The organism is Klebsiella sp. D-Nf1, from assembly GCF_002810515.1.
Taxonomy (GTDB): domain Bacteria; phylum Pseudomonadota; class Gammaproteobacteria; order Enterobacterales; family Enterobacteriaceae; genus Klebsiella; species Klebsiella variicola.
Window position 1 is genome coordinate 161,682 of record NZ_PIOK01000005.1, and the last position, 14,631, is coordinate 176,312.

Annotated in this window: 12 protein-coding genes; 9 read left to right on the forward strand and 3 right to left on the reverse strand. The window is 60.2% G+C overall.

Annotation, left to right across the window (positions count from 1 at the left end; genetic code table 11):
- The first annotated feature begins 125 nt into the window (after nucleotides 1-125).
- Both CWM54_RS19745 and gorA read left to right on the forward strand, forming a co-directional pair.
- Entirely contained in the window at nucleotides 126-968 is an 843-nt protein-coding gene (locus CWM54_RS19745; RefSeq protein WP_008806933.1) for a 23S rRNA (adenine(2030)-N(6))-methyltransferase RlmJ, read from the forward strand.
- A gap of 72 nt (nucleotides 969-1,040) precedes the next feature.
- Nucleotides 1,041-2,393, forward strand: coding sequence for a glutathione-disulfide reductase (gene gorA, locus CWM54_RS19750; RefSeq protein WP_100680932.1), 1,353 nt, complete (start codon nucleotides 1,041-1,043; stop codon nucleotides 2,391-2,393).
- A 52-nt stretch (nucleotides 2,394-2,445) separates the two neighbouring features.
- Here the strand turns inward: gorA and CWM54_RS19755 are convergent, their stop codons facing one another.
- Nucleotides 2,446-3,069, reverse strand: a complete 624-nt coding sequence (locus tag CWM54_RS19755) for a glutathione S-transferase family protein (protein ID WP_055323085.1) — start codon at nucleotides 3,067-3,069, stop codon at nucleotides 2,446-2,448.
- 135 nt (nucleotides 3,070-3,204) lie between these two features.
- On the opposite strand from CWM54_RS19755, the gene CWM54_RS19760 reads away from it, so the two are divergent.
- From CWM54_RS19760 to CWM54_RS19770, 3 genes are all read left to right on the forward strand, one after another.
- Nucleotides 3,205-4,353 carry an iron-containing alcohol dehydrogenase gene (locus CWM54_RS19760; protein WP_100698214.1) on the forward strand — a complete coding sequence of 383 codons (1,149 nt, stop codon included), beginning with the start codon at nucleotides 3,205-3,207 and terminating at the stop codon, nucleotides 4,351-4,353.
- A 239-nt stretch (nucleotides 4,354-4,592) separates the two neighbouring features.
- A complete protein-coding gene (locus tag CWM54_RS19765) occupies nucleotides 4,593-6,245 on the forward strand; it encodes an alpha,alpha-trehalase (RefSeq protein WP_100680934.1) in 1,653 nt (550 codons plus the stop codon).
- Nucleotides 6,246-6,311: 66 nt separating this feature from the next.
- Nucleotides 6,312-6,845 (forward strand): GNAT family N-acetyltransferase, encoded by a 534-nt coding sequence (locus CWM54_RS19770; RefSeq protein ID WP_100698216.1) that lies wholly within the window; start codon nucleotides 6,312-6,314, stop codon nucleotides 6,843-6,845.
- 34 nt (nucleotides 6,846-6,879) lie between these two features.
- On the opposite strand, the gene CWM54_RS19775 is transcribed toward CWM54_RS19770, so the two are convergent.
- Nucleotides 6,880-7,638 (reverse strand): SDR family NAD(P)-dependent oxidoreductase, encoded by a 759-nt coding sequence (locus CWM54_RS19775; protein ID WP_100680936.1) that lies wholly within the window; start codon nucleotides 7,636-7,638, stop codon nucleotides 6,880-6,882.
- A gap of 119 nt (nucleotides 7,639-7,757) precedes the next feature.
- On the opposite strand from CWM54_RS19775, the gene CWM54_RS19780 reads away from it, so the two are divergent.
- The 3 genes from CWM54_RS19780 to CWM54_RS19790 all read left to right on the forward strand — a co-directional run bounded on the left by CWM54_RS19780 (nucleotide 7,758) and on the right by CWM54_RS19790 (nucleotide 11,389).
- A complete protein-coding gene (locus tag CWM54_RS19780) occupies nucleotides 7,758-8,657 on the forward strand; it encodes a LysR family transcriptional regulator (RefSeq protein WP_061153033.1) in 900 nt (299 codons plus the stop codon).
- A 106-nt stretch (nucleotides 8,658-8,763) separates the two neighbouring features.
- Nucleotides 8,764-9,795, forward strand: coding sequence for an inner membrane protein YhjD (yhjD, locus tag CWM54_RS19785; RefSeq protein ID WP_100680937.1), 1,032 nt, complete (start codon nucleotides 8,764-8,766; stop codon nucleotides 9,793-9,795).
- A gap of 271 nt (nucleotides 9,796-10,066) precedes the next feature.
- On the forward strand, nucleotides 10,067-11,389 hold the full coding sequence (locus CWM54_RS19790) for an MFS transporter (RefSeq protein ID WP_100676313.1): 1,323 nt from the start codon (nucleotides 10,067-10,069) through the stop codon (nucleotides 11,387-11,389).
- A gap of 37 nt (nucleotides 11,390-11,426) precedes the next feature.
- On the opposite strand, the gene CWM54_RS19795 is transcribed toward CWM54_RS19790, so the two are convergent.
- The gene (locus CWM54_RS19795; RefSeq protein WP_061153030.1) at nucleotides 11,427-13,478 is read right to left on the reverse strand and encodes an AsmA family protein; all 2,052 of its coding nucleotides are present in this window, start codon (nucleotides 13,476-13,478) and stop codon (nucleotides 11,427-11,429) included.
- Nucleotides 13,479-13,672: 194 nt separating this feature from the next.
- Between CWM54_RS19795 and CWM54_RS19800 the strand changes: the two genes are divergently transcribed.
- On the forward strand, nucleotides 13,673-14,602 hold the full coding sequence (locus tag CWM54_RS19800) for a sugar kinase (protein WP_100680939.1): 930 nt from the start codon (nucleotides 13,673-13,675) through the stop codon (nucleotides 14,600-14,602).
- The last annotated feature ends 29 nt before the right edge of the window (nucleotides 14,603-14,631 follow it).

Below are 14,631 nucleotides of genomic sequence, written 5' to 3' on the forward strand. Positions count from 1 at the left end.
ATGACAGCGTTATGTTTTGCAACGCTTTTGGCACAAATGAAACAGCACGGCGGCGCAGCGGTAATCTCGGCCGATCTGCGGTAAACTATCGGTTAACTTGTTTACTTCCCGGAATCTCTGTATCCATGCTCAGTTATCGCCACAGCTTTCACGCAGGCAACCACGCCGACGTCCTCAAACACACCGTTCAGAGCCTGATCATCGAAGCGCTGAAAGAGAAAGAAAAACCGTTTCTCTACCTGGACACCCACGCTGGCGCGGGCCGCTATCAGCTGAGCGGCGAGCACGCCGAGCGTACCGGCGAGTATCTCGAAGGCATCGCCCGCATCTGGCAACAGGACGACCTGCCGGCAGAGCTGGAGCCGTATATTTCCGTGGTCGAACACTTCAACCGTAACGGCCAGCTGCGCTACTACCCGGGCTCCCCGCTGATCGCCCGCCAGCTGCTGCGCGAGCAGGACAGCCTGCAGATGACCGAGCTGCACCCGAGCGACTTCCCGCTGCTGCGCGCCGAGTTCCAGAAAGACAGCCGCGCGCGCGTTGATAAAGCCGATGGCTACCAGCAGCTGAAAGCCAAGCTGCCGCCGGTATCACGCCGTGGTCTGATTCTGATCGACCCGCCGTATGAAATTAAAACCGACTATCAGGCGGTGGTGACCGGGATCCACGAAGGCTACAAACGCTTCGCCACCGGCACCTACGCCCTGTGGTATCCGGTGGTGCTGCGCGCACAGATCAAGCGCATGATCAAAGAGTTAGAAGCCACCGGCATTCGCAAAATTCTGCAGATTGAGCTGGCGGTGCGTCCGGACAGCGACCAGCGCGGTATGACCGCCTCCGGGATGATCGTCATCAACCCGCCGTGGAAGCTGGAGCAGCAGATGAACAATGTGCTGCCGTGGCTGCACAGCAAGCTGGTTCCGGCCGGCACCGGCCACGCCACGGTCAGCTGGATCGTACCGGAGTAATCGCAACCATCGGTGGAACCTTTTAAGCCTCGCGCTACAATCGCGGCAATCAACGATTAAGGACATATGGGCATGAGCAAACATTATGATTACCTCGCCATCGGCGGCGGTAGCGGCGGTATCGCCTCGATTAACCGCGCGGCTATGTACGGCCAGAAGTGCGCGCTGATTGAAGCCAAAGCGCTGGGCGGCACCTGCGTCAACGTCGGCTGCGTGCCGAAAAAAGTGATGTGGCATGCGGCGCAGATCCGCGAAGCGATTCATCTTTACGGCCCGGACTACGGTTTCGATACCACCATCAACCATTTCGACTGGGACAAGCTGGTCGCCAGCCGTAGCGCCTACATCGACCGCATCCATACCTCCTACGACAACGTACTGGGTAAGAACAACGTCGACGTCATCAAAGGCTTCGCGCGCTTTGTCGATGCCCACACCGTGGAAGTGAACGGCGAGACGATCACCGCTGACCATATCCTGATCGCCACCGGCGGCCGTCCAAGCCACCCGAATATTCCGGGCGTCGAATACGGTATTGATTCCGACGGTTTCTTTGAACTGCCGGCGCTGCCGAAGCGCGTGGCGGTAGTGGGCGCTGGCTATATCGCCGTTGAGCTGGCGGGGGTGATTAACGGCCTCGGCGCCGAAACCCACCTGTTCGTGCGTAAACACGCGCCGCTGCGCAGCTTCGATCCGCTGATCGTGGAGACGCTGGTGGAAGTGATGAACGCCGAAGGCCCGCAACTGCATACCAACGCCATCCCGAAAGCGGTGGTGAAGCATGCCGACGGCAGCCTGACGCTGGAGCTGGAAGATGGCCGCAGCCAGACTGTAGATTGCCTGATTTGGGCGATTGGCCGCGAACCGGCGACCGATAACTTCAATCTGGCGGCTACCGGCGTGAAAACCAACGATAAAGGCTACATCATCGTTGATAAATTCCAGAACACCAACGTGCCGGGCATCTACGCGGTGGGCGATAATACCGGCGCCGTCGAGCTGACCCCGGTAGCGGTTGCCGCAGGCCGTCGTCTGTCCGAACGGCTGTTTAACAACAAGCCGGAAGAGCACCTGGACTACAGCAACATTCCGACCGTGGTCTTCAGCCACCCGCCTATCGGCACCGTCGGTTTAACCGAGCCGCAGGCGCGCGAGCAGTACGGCGACGACGCCGTGAAGGTCTACAAATCTTCTTTCACCGCGATGTACACCGCCGTCACCTCTCACCGCCAGCCGTGCCGCATGAAGCTGGTGTGCGTCGGCCCGGAAGAGAAGATTGTCGGGATCCACGGCATCGGCTTCGGGATGGATGAGATGCTGCAGGGCTTTGCGGTGGCCCTGAAGATGGGCGCCACCAAAAAAGACTTCGACAACACCGTCGCCATTCACCCGACAGCGGCAGAAGAGTTCGTCACCATGCGCTAAGACGCGATCGCCGGATGATAAAAAGAAGCCCCAGGGGCTTCTTTTTTTATGCTCAGGCCACGCCGTTATTGCCGTGGCGCATAAACGCCGGGCGCTGATTGAGCGCCATATACCAGCGCTCCACGGCCGGCATCTCCGGATGGGCAAAAGGGGTCATCTTCCAGCGATGTACCGACAGCCCCAGCACGATATCGGCGAGGGTGAAGCGCTCGCCGGCTATCCACGCCCCGGTACGCTGCAGTTGTGCTTCGACAATGCGCACGCACTGGGTCCAGGTGGCAATACTCTCTTTAATTGCCGCCGGATCCTGAAAGCGCGGATCTTTGCGCACCAGCCCCATAAAGGCATGGCGCCAGGCAGTGTTGAACTCGGTCGCCTGCCAGTCCATCCAGTGCTCCACCTCGGCGGCGGGCTGTGGCTCGGCGGGCAGCAGATCCCAGCGCTCCGCTTTCCGCGCCAGATAGCGGCAGATACTGTTCGACTCCCAGAGCACAAAGTCGCCGTCCAGCAGCACCGGCACCAGGCTGTTAGGATTCAGGCGCTGAAACTCAGGCGTATCCAGAGGCTTAAATCCGCTGCCGTAATCCTCCTGCTGGTACGCCAGCCCGGCTTCCTCGCAGGTCCACAACACTTTCCGTACATTGATTGAAGAGCGTTTGCCCAGAATTGTTAGCATTGTCAGCGATTCCTCAGCCATAAAAGAGAGATCTTTCACTCTACTCTATTGTCAGCCTTGCCAGCCAGCAACAAGGCAGAGTAGTGGATAATGTGTATAGTTGATTCCAGCCTGTTTGCCGAAAAGGAACCCGACATGTTGACCCCTTTTACCGTTTTGATGCCCGCAAATATTCGTTTTGGCCGTGGTCAGGCCCTGAGCGCTGCCCCCTGGCTGGCGCAGCAGGGCGGCCCCATTCTGCTGGTGCATGGCGCCAGCCCGCAGCGGGCGGCGTTTCTGCGCCATCAGCTGGAGGCGCTGCAGCTGGAGGTCACGACGCTGGCGATAAGCCGCGAACCCTGGCTTATCGATATCGAGCAGGGTGTCCAGCTGGCGCGCGAGAAAGGCGTCCGGGCAGTGGTCAGCCTCGGCGGCGGCGCGGTGATTGACGCCGGTAAGGCGATTGCGGCGCTGGTGCCCGCCGCCGGCCCGCTGGTCGACTATCTGGAGGTGGTGGGAACGGGTCGTCAGCTGGAAGCCAGTCCGCTGCCGTTCGTGGCGATCCCGACCACCGCCGGGACGGGCGCGGAAGTCACCAAAAATGCGGTGATCAACGTCCCGGAACAACAGCGAAAAGTGAGCCTGCGCGACGACCGAATGCTGCCTGGCCTGGCGATTGTCGACCCGGCGCTGACCGACAACGCGCCGCGGAGCATCACCCTGAGCTCCGGCCTCGATGCCCTGACCCAGGTGATCGAGCCCTGGCTCTGCAGCCGGGCCACTCCCTTTACCGATGCCCTCTGCCAGCAGGCGATCCCGCGGGGCATCCGCGCGCTGAAAATCCTGATGGAAAAAGAGTGTCCGGCCAGCCGCGACGAGATGGCATGGGTCAGCCTGTGCGGTGGACTGGCGCTGGCGAACGCCGGGCTGGGGGTGATCCACGGCCTCGCTGGCCCGCTGGGCGGCCTGAGCCGCGCCTCGCACGGCGCCTTATGCGGCAGCCTGCTGCCGTTTGGCCTGGCGCTCAATGAGTCGCAGATAAGCGACCCTGCCCTGCGCCAGCGCTTCAACGACGTTCGCCGCTGGCTGGCAGACGGGCTGGACGTCCCTGTGGAACAGGTCTGGGACAGTCTGCGGGAATGGAGCCATCGCGCCGGTCTTGGCACCCTGCGCGACCTCGGCGTGGCGCGTGATGCGCTGGAACCGGCGGCGCTGGCGGCTAGCACCTCCTCGTCGATGAAGGCCAACCCGGTCAGCCTGAGCGGCGAACAGCTGCTGGAGATGCTGGAGGCGGCGTGGGAGTGAGCGCGGCGGGATAAAATTTTGTTGCATAATGAATGCTCCGAATTTCATCTGTGCCAGGATGTACAATTTTTAATTACTTATCAACAGCATACTTTAAAATGACAGCTTTTCTTCTCGGCGGAAAAGCGTGATCTCACGCACAGTTTGCTTCACACTCACCGAAGCGACTGTCTACGCTTAATAGACAAGGCCGGGTATGCCCGGCCCCGAACTCACGCTATCCGGAGGTCCGTATCGCTATGTTCAGCCAGAAATTACGCCACGTTGAAGACGACGAGTTACGGATCGACATCGATCCCTGCTACGAAGCCGATCCGTACGAATTAAAGCTGGATGAAATGATTGACGCTGAACCGGAGCCTGAGGTGATCGAGGGGCTTCCGGCGTCCGATGCCCTTACCCCGGCGGATCGCTATCTTGAGCTGTTTACCAACGTGCAGAAATCACGCATCTTTGCCGACAGCAAAACCTTCCCCGACTGCGCGCCGAAACACGATCCGCTGGACATCCTGCGGCACTACCGGAAGGCCAAGCGTCAACCCGACTTCGACCTGCGCCAGTTCGTTGAAGACAACTTCTGGCTGCCGGAGAACCAGACCGACGTCTACACCTCGGACCCCAGCCTGACGCTGAAAGAGCATATCGATAAGCTGTGGCCGGTGCTGACCCGCGAGCCTCAGGATCATATCCCCTGGTCTTCACTGCTGGCGCTGCCGCAGGCCTATATTGTGCCCGGCGGTCGGTTTAGCGAAACCTATTACTGGGACTCTTATTTCACCATGCTGGGGCTGGCGGAGAGCGGCCGGGAAGATCTGCTGAAATGCATGGCCGATAACTTTGCCTGGCTGATTGAAACCTACGGCCACATTCCGAACGGCAATCGCACCTACTACCTCAGCCGTTCGCAGCCGCCGGTGTTTGCCCTGATGGTCGAACTCTTTGAAGAGGACGGCGTGCGCGGCGCGAAGCGCTATCTGGACCATCTGAAGATGGAGCACGCCTTCTGGATGGACGGCGCCGAGTCGTTGATCCCTCACCAGGCGTATCGCCACGTGGTGCGCATGCCGGATGGCTCCCTGCTCAATCGCTACTGGGACGACCGGGACACGCCGCGGGATGAGTCCTGGCGCGAGGACGTGGAGACCGCCCGACACTCCGGGCGGCCCGCCAATGAAGTGTACCGCGACCTGCGGGCGGGCGCCGCGTCCGGCTGGGACTACTCCAGCCGCTGGCTGCGGGATATCACGCGGCTGGCCAGTATCCGCACGACGCAGTTTATCCCCATCGACCTGAACGCCTTCCTGTTCAAGCTGGAGACGACCATCGCCAACCTCTCCGGCCTGAAGGGCGATCGCGAGACGGAGGCGGCCTTCCGCCAGAAGGCCCAGGATCGGCGGGCGGCGGTCAACCGCTATCTGTGGGACGATGAGAACGGCTGTTTCCGCGATTATGACTGGCGCCGCGAACAGCTGGCGCTGTTTTCCGCGGCCAGCATCGTCACCCTTTACGTCGGCCTGGCGACTCACGAGCAGGCAGAACGCCTTGCCGATGCGGTGCGGGCCCGCCTGCTCACCCCCGGGGGGATCATGGCCACCGAATATGAAAGCGGTGAGCAGTGGGATAAACCCAACGGCTGGGCGCCGCTGCAGTGGATGGCGATCCAGGGATTTAAACGTTACGGCCAGGATCCGCTGGGGGATGAGATTGCCTGGAGCTGGCTGCAGACGGTCAATCACTTTTACAAGCAGCATCACAAGCTGATTGAGAAATACCATATTGCCACCGGCGTCCCCCATGAGGGTGGCGGTGGTGAGTATCCCCTGCAGGATGGCTTTGGCTGGACCAACGGCGTGGTGCGCCGACTGATTGGCCTGTACGGTGAGCCAACCTAGTCGGGCTGTTCCCGGCGGCGTTCTCCTGCTATGTTCAGAGGATTCGCCCTGCCCGGAATGACGCTTATGCCTGAACTCCTGACGCCGCGCCTGCGCTGCTCACCGCTGCAGCTGGATGACTGGTCGTTTTTTCTCGCCCTGCTGCAGGATCCGCAGGTCATGCTTTACGTCGCCGATCCCCGGCCGCAGGCGGCCATCCGCGAGGCGTTTGATTCGCGCCTGCCGCCGTGGGCGCCGGGGGACGAACACTGGCTGTGTCTGGTGGTGCGCGACAGGCTCACCCATGCCCCGCTCGGCCTGACCGGTTACCAACATCATCACCGCGACATTGCCGAGGTTGGCTTTCTCTTCGCTCCGTCGGCGCAGGGTCGGGGCTACGGCTACGAATCGCTGCGCGCGCTGTGCGACTACGCCTTTACCACCGGCGGCGTCCGCCGCCTGACCGCCAGCGTCACCGCCGGCAACGAGGCGTCTAAGCAGTTACTGCTCAAAGCCAGGTTCAGGCTGGAAGGGGAGCTGCGGGAGAACTACTGGCTGAACGGGCGCTGGCACAACGACTGGCTGTTCGGTCGGCTACGTGGGGAGGGCGATGCGCCGTAGCGCACCGCCGGTCACACGCTGGGGGCTGTCAGGATCAGAGGAACATCCCGCCCGAGACTTCCACGCGCTGCGCGTTCATCCACGCCAGCTCATCGCTGAGCAGGGCGGCGATGGCATCGCCTATATCATCCGGTAGCCCAACCCGCCCCAGCGCGGTCTGGGCGGCAATATGCTGATTCACCTCGGCGTTATCGCGCACCACGCCGCCGCCAAAGTCGGTCTCGATGGCCCCCGGCGCGATGATATTCACCGAAATACCGCGCCCACCCAGCTCTTTCGCCTGATAGCGGGTCAGGACCTCCATCGCTCCCTTCATCGCAGCGTAGGCCGCATAACCCGGCAGGGCAAAGCGCGCCAGGCCGCTGGAAACATTGAGGATCCGCCCCCCGTCCTGCAGGAGAGGCAGCAGCCGCTGGGTCAGGAAAAACGGTCCTTTGAACTGGATGTTCATCAGCTCGTCAAACTGCGCTTCGCTGGTCTCGGCGAAGGGCACGTTGAGGCCAATCCCGGCGTTGTTCAGTAAATAATCAAAGGTGGTGCGCCCCCACTTCTGCGCCAGCACCTGCACCACCTCGCTGGCGAAAGCGTCAAAACTTGAGGTATCCCCGACGTTCAGCGCTAATGCTGCCGCTTTGACCCCTTTTTGCTCTATTTCTGCTACCACATCGAGGGCCGCCTGGCGGTTGCTGTGGTAAGTCAGAAGAATATCGGTTCCCTTCGCCGCCAGCTTCAACGCGGCGTTTTTACCCAGACCGCGGCTGCCGCCGGTCACTAAAGCGATACGTTGTGTCATCAGAAGACCCCTTTCAGGTTGCGTTGTGATTGTGTTCTAGCTTATTAACTGCCAGTGAAACAATAAATACGCTACATTACGTTTTACTGTTTCATCCATAACAACAATAGGCGATCGGCATGGATAAAATTCATGCAATGCAGTTATTCATTCGCGTAGCGGATCTGGAGAGTTTTTCCCGCGCCGCCGAGACCCTTGCGCTACCTAAAGGCAGCGTCTCGCGGCAGATTCAGGCCCTGGAAAGTCATCTTGGCGTGCGGCTCCTGCACCGCACTACCCGCCGGGTTCAGCTCACCCAGGATGGGATGGTCTACTATGAACGGGCAAAGGATCTGCTGAGCAACCTCGATGAACTGGACGGTATGTTCCAGCACGATCCGGCGAGCATCAGCGGCCGGCTGCGGGTGGATATGCCGGTCGGTTTTGCTAAAAAACTGGTGATCCCTCATCTGCCGACTTTTTTACAGCAGTATCCGGGCATCGAACTGGAGCTGAGCAGCAGCGATCGGCTGGTGGACGTGATCCGCGAGGGGTTTGACTGCGTGGTGCGCGTCGGCGCGCTCAAAGACTCGGGGCTTATCGCCCGCCCACTGGGCAAGCTGACGCAAATTAACTGCGCCAGCCCGGACTACCTTGCGCGATTTGGCTACCCGCAATCCCTGGAGGATCTGGCGGATCATGCCCTGATCCATTACGCCAGCACCCTCGGGGTCCGGCCTTCCGGCTTTGAGGTCATGCTGGATGGCGCCGTCCGCTGGGTAAAAACCGGCGGCATATTGACGGTCAACAGTACGGAAACCTATCAGGCAGCCTGTATCGCCGGGCTGGGGATCATTCAGGTTCCGCGCACCGGCGTGCGCGAGGCGTTACGCGCTGGCGACCTGATTGAGATCCTGCCCCAGTACCGCGCCGAGCCGCTGCCGGTCTCGCTTATCTACCCTCATCGGCGCAATCTCTCCCGCCGCGTGCACTTGTTTATGGAGTGGCTGGGCGGGTTGATGAAAGATTATGTCGATTGATCCCCGCGGATGGTGAACGGGTGGCGGGCAGATGGGTTCCTGCAAGATACGGCATTTAAGGTATACTTTTTGCTGAATCTCGCTGTAAAAAAGGAAGAAATCACGTATGACGCCGGAAAACGACGATCGACGCCCACCACAGGAACCGGACACACAGCCGGAGAAAAACAAAAGTACGCTCGAGGCCCTCAATGACACGGCCGTCGGGCAAAAAGCCAGCCAGGCGTTGAAGACCGTCACCGGAACGGCGGCCAAGGTACAACGCAACCCGGTGATTGCCCATCTGTTACGCGCCGCAGAACGTTTCAATGACCGACTGGGCAATCAGTTCGGCGCGGCCATCACCTACTTCTCGTTCCTGTCGATGATCCCGATCCTGATGGTCTCCTTTGCCGCCGCCGGCTTCGTGCTGGCCTGGCACCCGACCCTGCTGCAGGACATTTTCGACAAAATTCTGCAAAACGTCAGCGACCCAACGCTGGCGGCGACCTTGAAAAACACCATCAACACCGCGGTGCAACAGCGTACCGCCGTCGGTCTGGTCGGCCTGCTGGTCGCGCTCTATTCCGGTATTAACTGGATGGGCAATCTGCGTGAAGCGATCCGCGCCCAGTCGCGCGACGTCTGGGAACGCCGACCGCAGGACGAGGAGAAAATCTGGATAAAATACTTCCGCGATCTTATCTCGTTAATCGGTCTGCTGGTGGCGCTGATCATTACGCTGTCGATCACCTCTGTCGCCGGTTCCGCCCAGCAGTTGATTATCTCCGCGCTGTATCTCGACAACATTGAATGGCTGAAACCCGCCTGGCGGCTGATCGGCCTCGCCATCTCGATTTTTGCCAACTATCTGCTCTTTTTCTGGATCTTCTGGCGTCTGCCGCGCCATCGTCCGCGGCGCAAAGCCCTGTTTCGCGGCACGCTTATCGCAGCGATTGGCTTTGAAATCATCAAAATCGTCATGACCTGGACGCTGCCGGCGCTGGTGAAATCCCCCTCCGGGGCGGCATTCGGTTCGGTGCTGGGGCTGATGGCCTTTTTCTATTTCTTTGCCCGTCTGACGCTATTCTGCGCCGCGTGGATCGCCACCGCGGAGTATAAAGACGACCGGCGGATGCCGGGCAAAACCCACCGTTAACGCATTGCGAGGATGAATTGAAGAGACAAAATTCATCCTCGCGCTTTATTTCAGTAGATAAATCCACCCATTAACTTTTATTTAACTCAAAACTGGTTTTATCCTCTATCTTTTTAATTGTGTGAAGCATTTCATAGAACTATTTTTACTGGTGTAAAAATTATCCGCTTTTTGCCTGTTTTTTGGCCATTCCCGGCGTTTGTTACAGATTGAAATGTCCCTGTGGCTGTGGCTATATGGCTTTTCGTTCGCGCAAAAATAAGAAAGATCTATGCAAGCCACAGCCACCACACTCGAAAACTCGCAGGAAACCGCCCCGGTCAACTCACGCAACAAAGTCGTTGTCGCCTCGCTCATTGGCACCGCCATTGAGTTTTTCGACTTCTACATCTATGCCACTGCCGCGGTCATCGTCTTCCCGCATATCTTTTTCCCGCAGGGTGATCCCGCCGCGGCCACCCTGCAGTCGCTGGCCACCTTCGCCATCGCCTTCGTCGCCCGGCCGATCGGCTCCGCGCTGTTTGGCCACTTCGGCGATCGCGTCGGCCGCAAGGTCACCCTCGTGGCTTCACTGTTAACCATGGGGATCTCCACCGTGGTGATCGGCCTGTTGCCCGGCTATGAAAGCATTGGCATTGTCGCGCCGATGCTGCTGGCGCTGGCGCGTTTCGGTCAAGGCCTTGGCCTCGGAGGGGAATGGGGCGGCGCAGCGCTGCTGGCTACGGAAAACGCCCCGCCGCGCAAGCGGGCCCTGTACGGCTCCTTCCCGCAGTTGGGCGCGCCGATCGGCTTCTTCTTCGCCAACGGCACCTTCCTGCTGCTCTCCTGGCTGCTGACCGACCAGCAGTTTATGGCGTGGGGCTGGCGCGTGCCGTTTATCTTCTCCGCCGTGCTGGTGATCATCGGTCTGTACGTTCGCGTCTCGCTGCACGAAACGCCGGTCTTCGCCAAAGTGGCGGCGGCGAAAAAACAGGTCAAAATCCCGCTGGGTACCCTGTTGACCAAACACGTCCGCGTGACGGTGCTGGGCACCTTCATCATGCTGGCAACCTATACCCTGTTCTACATCATGACCGTCTACTCGATGACCTTCAGCACCGGCGCCGCACCGAATGGCCTGGGCCTGCCGCGTAACGAAGTGCTGTGGATGTTGATGATGGCGGTGATTGGCTTTGGCGTGATGGTACCTGTCGCCGGCCTGCTGGCGGACGCCTTTGGCCGTCGTAAGAGCATGATTGTCATCACCACGATGATTATTTTGTTCGCCCTGTTCGCTTTTAAACCGCTGCTGGGCTCCGGTAACCCGCTGCTGGTGTTCGCCTTCCTGCTGCTGGGTTTAAGCCTGATGGGACTGACTTTTGGCCCGATGGGCGCGCTGCTCCCGGAGCTGTTCCCGACGGAAGTGCGCTACACTGGCGCGTCATTCTCCTATAACGTGTCGTCGATCCTCGGCGCCTCGGTCGCACCGTACATTGCCGCCTGGCTGCAGGGCAACTACGGCCTGGCGGCGGTCGGCACCTATCTGGCGGCGATGGCGGCGCTGACGCTGATCGCCCTGCTGCTGACCCACGAGACCCGCCACCAGTCGTTGTGATCCTTCGCCCTGACGCCAGCGGCGTCAGGGCTCTCCCCTACTTTTTCATCTGCGACAAAATGGTCCGGCACTGGTTGCTATCGCCCTCCGCCGGGGAGACCAGCGCCAACAGCGCGGCGGCCGGCGTCACCAGGGTTGCCAGCGCGGCCGCAACCGCACCGCGGACAATCAGCGGCCCGGCCTTCACCCCCGCCTGCGGCGATTTAAAAGTGCCCCGAACATACAGCGGTGAACGCAGCGTGATCACCCGGAAGCCTTTACTTTCCGGATCGATGGTCAGGTCCAGCTGCTCGGAGGCGAAGCTGGCGGTCCCGGTCACATTGATCAGCGCGTTTTCCGTATCAAAGGCAAAAATCTGCGGCCGGGCGACACCGTTGGTCACGTCGATATTGGCCGCCGCACAGTTCACCCGGACCTCCTCATCGCCAAAAATCTGGCCTATCAGGTAGTTGCCGACGTTAAGACCGAGAATTTCCATCAGGTTGCGACTGATCAGGCCGTCGTTCATCAGTAGCTTCAGATTGCCATTACTGTTGCCGAGCAGGGCTGCCACCGAGTTACCGCTGCCGCGCAGCTGGACATCGCCATTCATCTCGCCGAGGGTTTTCTGCATCATCTCGACGTTCGGCATCAGCGCCTTCAGCTTCAGGCGTCGCGCCTGCAGATTGGCCTCACCCTGCAGCGGCTTTTTATCGCCCTGCAGGTGTACGCTGCCGGCAATCGAACCATTGGCCAGGCCAAAGCGCACCGGCTGCAGGCGCAGGTCGCCATCTTCCAGGATCACGTGGGTCGACAGATCGCTGATCGGCAGGGTGCCACCGTGCTCAATTCTCCGGCCCTTAAAACGAACATCGGCATCCATCACCTGCCATTTATCGGTTTCAAAGCGGTCTGCCGGCAGCACTTTACCCGCCGGCTGCGGCCGGTCGCTCGCCTGGCGCGAAGCGCTTTTCTTCGTCCCTTTGCCAGAGTCGACACCGATTAACGGCCCGAGGTCCGCCAGCCGCAGCTGCTTCGACTCCATATCGCCGCTGAGTTTCGGCCGCGGTTTGCCGGTGGTGTAGGTCAGGGAGCCATGAATGTCGCTATCGCCGATCCGACCATTAAAATCCTGATAGTCAAAGCGCATGCTGTTTTTCTGCTTAAAGTCGGCGCGCAAGCGGCCGTCGGTAGAGAACGATGGCGTCTCCGGCAGCAGCACGCCGGTCAGGTCGTAGAGATCGCGCAGCGAGTCGCCGGCGAATTTCAGCCGCAGGTCGATGCCGCCGACGTTGAGCGGGTCGCTGACCGTACCGCTGAACGCCACCCGCGTGTTGCCGGAGTGGAAGTCGCCCTGCAATGGAAAAGGGGTGCTTGCGCTGCGCAGGGCCAGCATACCGCCGATTTTACCGTTGCCGGTGACCGGCTGATCCTTGTAGCGGCCCTTCAGCGACAGGCCAAAGACATAGTCACCCACTTTCGTCGCGGTATGGCGATCGTCGGCTCCGGTCACTTCGCTGAACGGCAGCGGTTTGCCGAGGGGATCGACGAGGATGGTGATATCGCTGCGAGTGATCTTGTCATCAATGGCGATAGTCCCGCGATCAAAGAGAATGTTATCAAGGCGAAAGGACCAGCTGGAGGGGGCGCTATCGCCCGACGTACGCTGATCGCCTGCCAGCTGAAAGGTCCAGTTATTGTTGTCTTCCGCCAGGCGGATCAGCCGCACGTCGGGCTGTTCCAGCTTGATCCACGGCAGGTACACCGTTTTGCTCAGCAGCGCCAGCGGGGCGAGGGTCGCCTCCACCCGCGGCAGGTGGATCATGGTCACCTGGGGGATGGCCGGCGGGTTGCCCAGCACGATATCCTCCGCGTGCACGTGCGGCCACGGGATCCAGCTGCGCCAGCCGCGCTCGTCCGGCTGCCGCTCCCAGACCACACCGAGATCGCCACGGATGGCGAACGGGCGGTTAAGCTCAGCGGACACTTTCTGATTGATCGTCGGCTTCAGCCGGTTCCAGTCAAAGGTGGCCAGCACGATAAAGAAAAGAACGATCAGCAACAGTATCGTTCCTGTGATGATAACCAACGTTTTACGGGTTCTGCTCATCCCTACTCCGCTCCTTTTGCATCACGTCAGTCCTGAATATAGTCAAAAAGCGGCGTTTCTCCTGGAAATGCGCTTTTCGTCACATTACGCGCGTCAGGTCAAAAAAATAATGGAACGATGTTTTAATATGATTGACCAGTAAAACAGCGCAGCGCACACTAGCGCTCATATCGATTCCATTGCAGGTTCTGGCTATGTCTAAAAAAATTGCCGTCATTGGCGAATGCATGATTGAGCTGTCAGAGAAGAACGGGGCCGTTAACCGCGGCTTTGGCGGCGATACCTTAAACACCTCGGTCTATATCGCAAGGCAGACCGATGCCAGTGCGCTGAACGTCCACTATGTCACCGCGCTGGGAACCGATGCCTTCAGCCAGCAGATGCTCGACAGCTGGCAGCAGGAAAACGTCAACACCGATCTTATCCAGCGGATGGCCGACCGCCTGCCGGGGCTGTATTACATTGAAACTGATGATACCGGCGAGCGCACCTTCTACTACTGGCGCAACGAGGCGGCGGCAAAGTTCTGGCTGGAGAGCGATCGCGCGGCGGCGATTTGTGAAGAGCTGGCCACTTTCGACTATCTCTATCTGAGCGGCATCAGCCTCGCCATTCTCAGCCCGGCCAGCCGCGACAAGCTGTTCACGCTGCTGCGTGAGTGCCGCGCCAACGGCGGCAAGGTGATCTTCGACAACAACTATCGTCCACGCCTGTGGGCCAGCCAGGCGGAGACGCAGCAGGTCTATCAGGAGATGCTCGCCTGCACCGATATCGCGTTTCTGACCCTCGATGATGAAGACGCGCTGTGGGGGGAAAAACCGGTTGCTGAGGTGATCGCCCGCACGCATGCCGCCGGAGTGGAAGAGGTGGTGGTGAAGCGCGGGGCGGATGCCTGCCTGGTCTCGGTTAGCGGGCAACCGCTACAGGAAGTGCCGGCTGTCAGGCTGGCCAAAGAGAAGGTGGTGGATACCACCGCCGCCGGAGACTCCTTCAGCGCCGGTTATCTGGCTGTTCGCCTGACCGGTGGTGATGCTGAATCCGCCGCCAAACGCGGACACCTGACCGCCAGCACGGTGATCCAGTATCGTGGGGCGATCATCCCACGGGAAGCGATGCCGCAGTAATTCTCCACAGGAAGCGCTCTCCGGCCGCC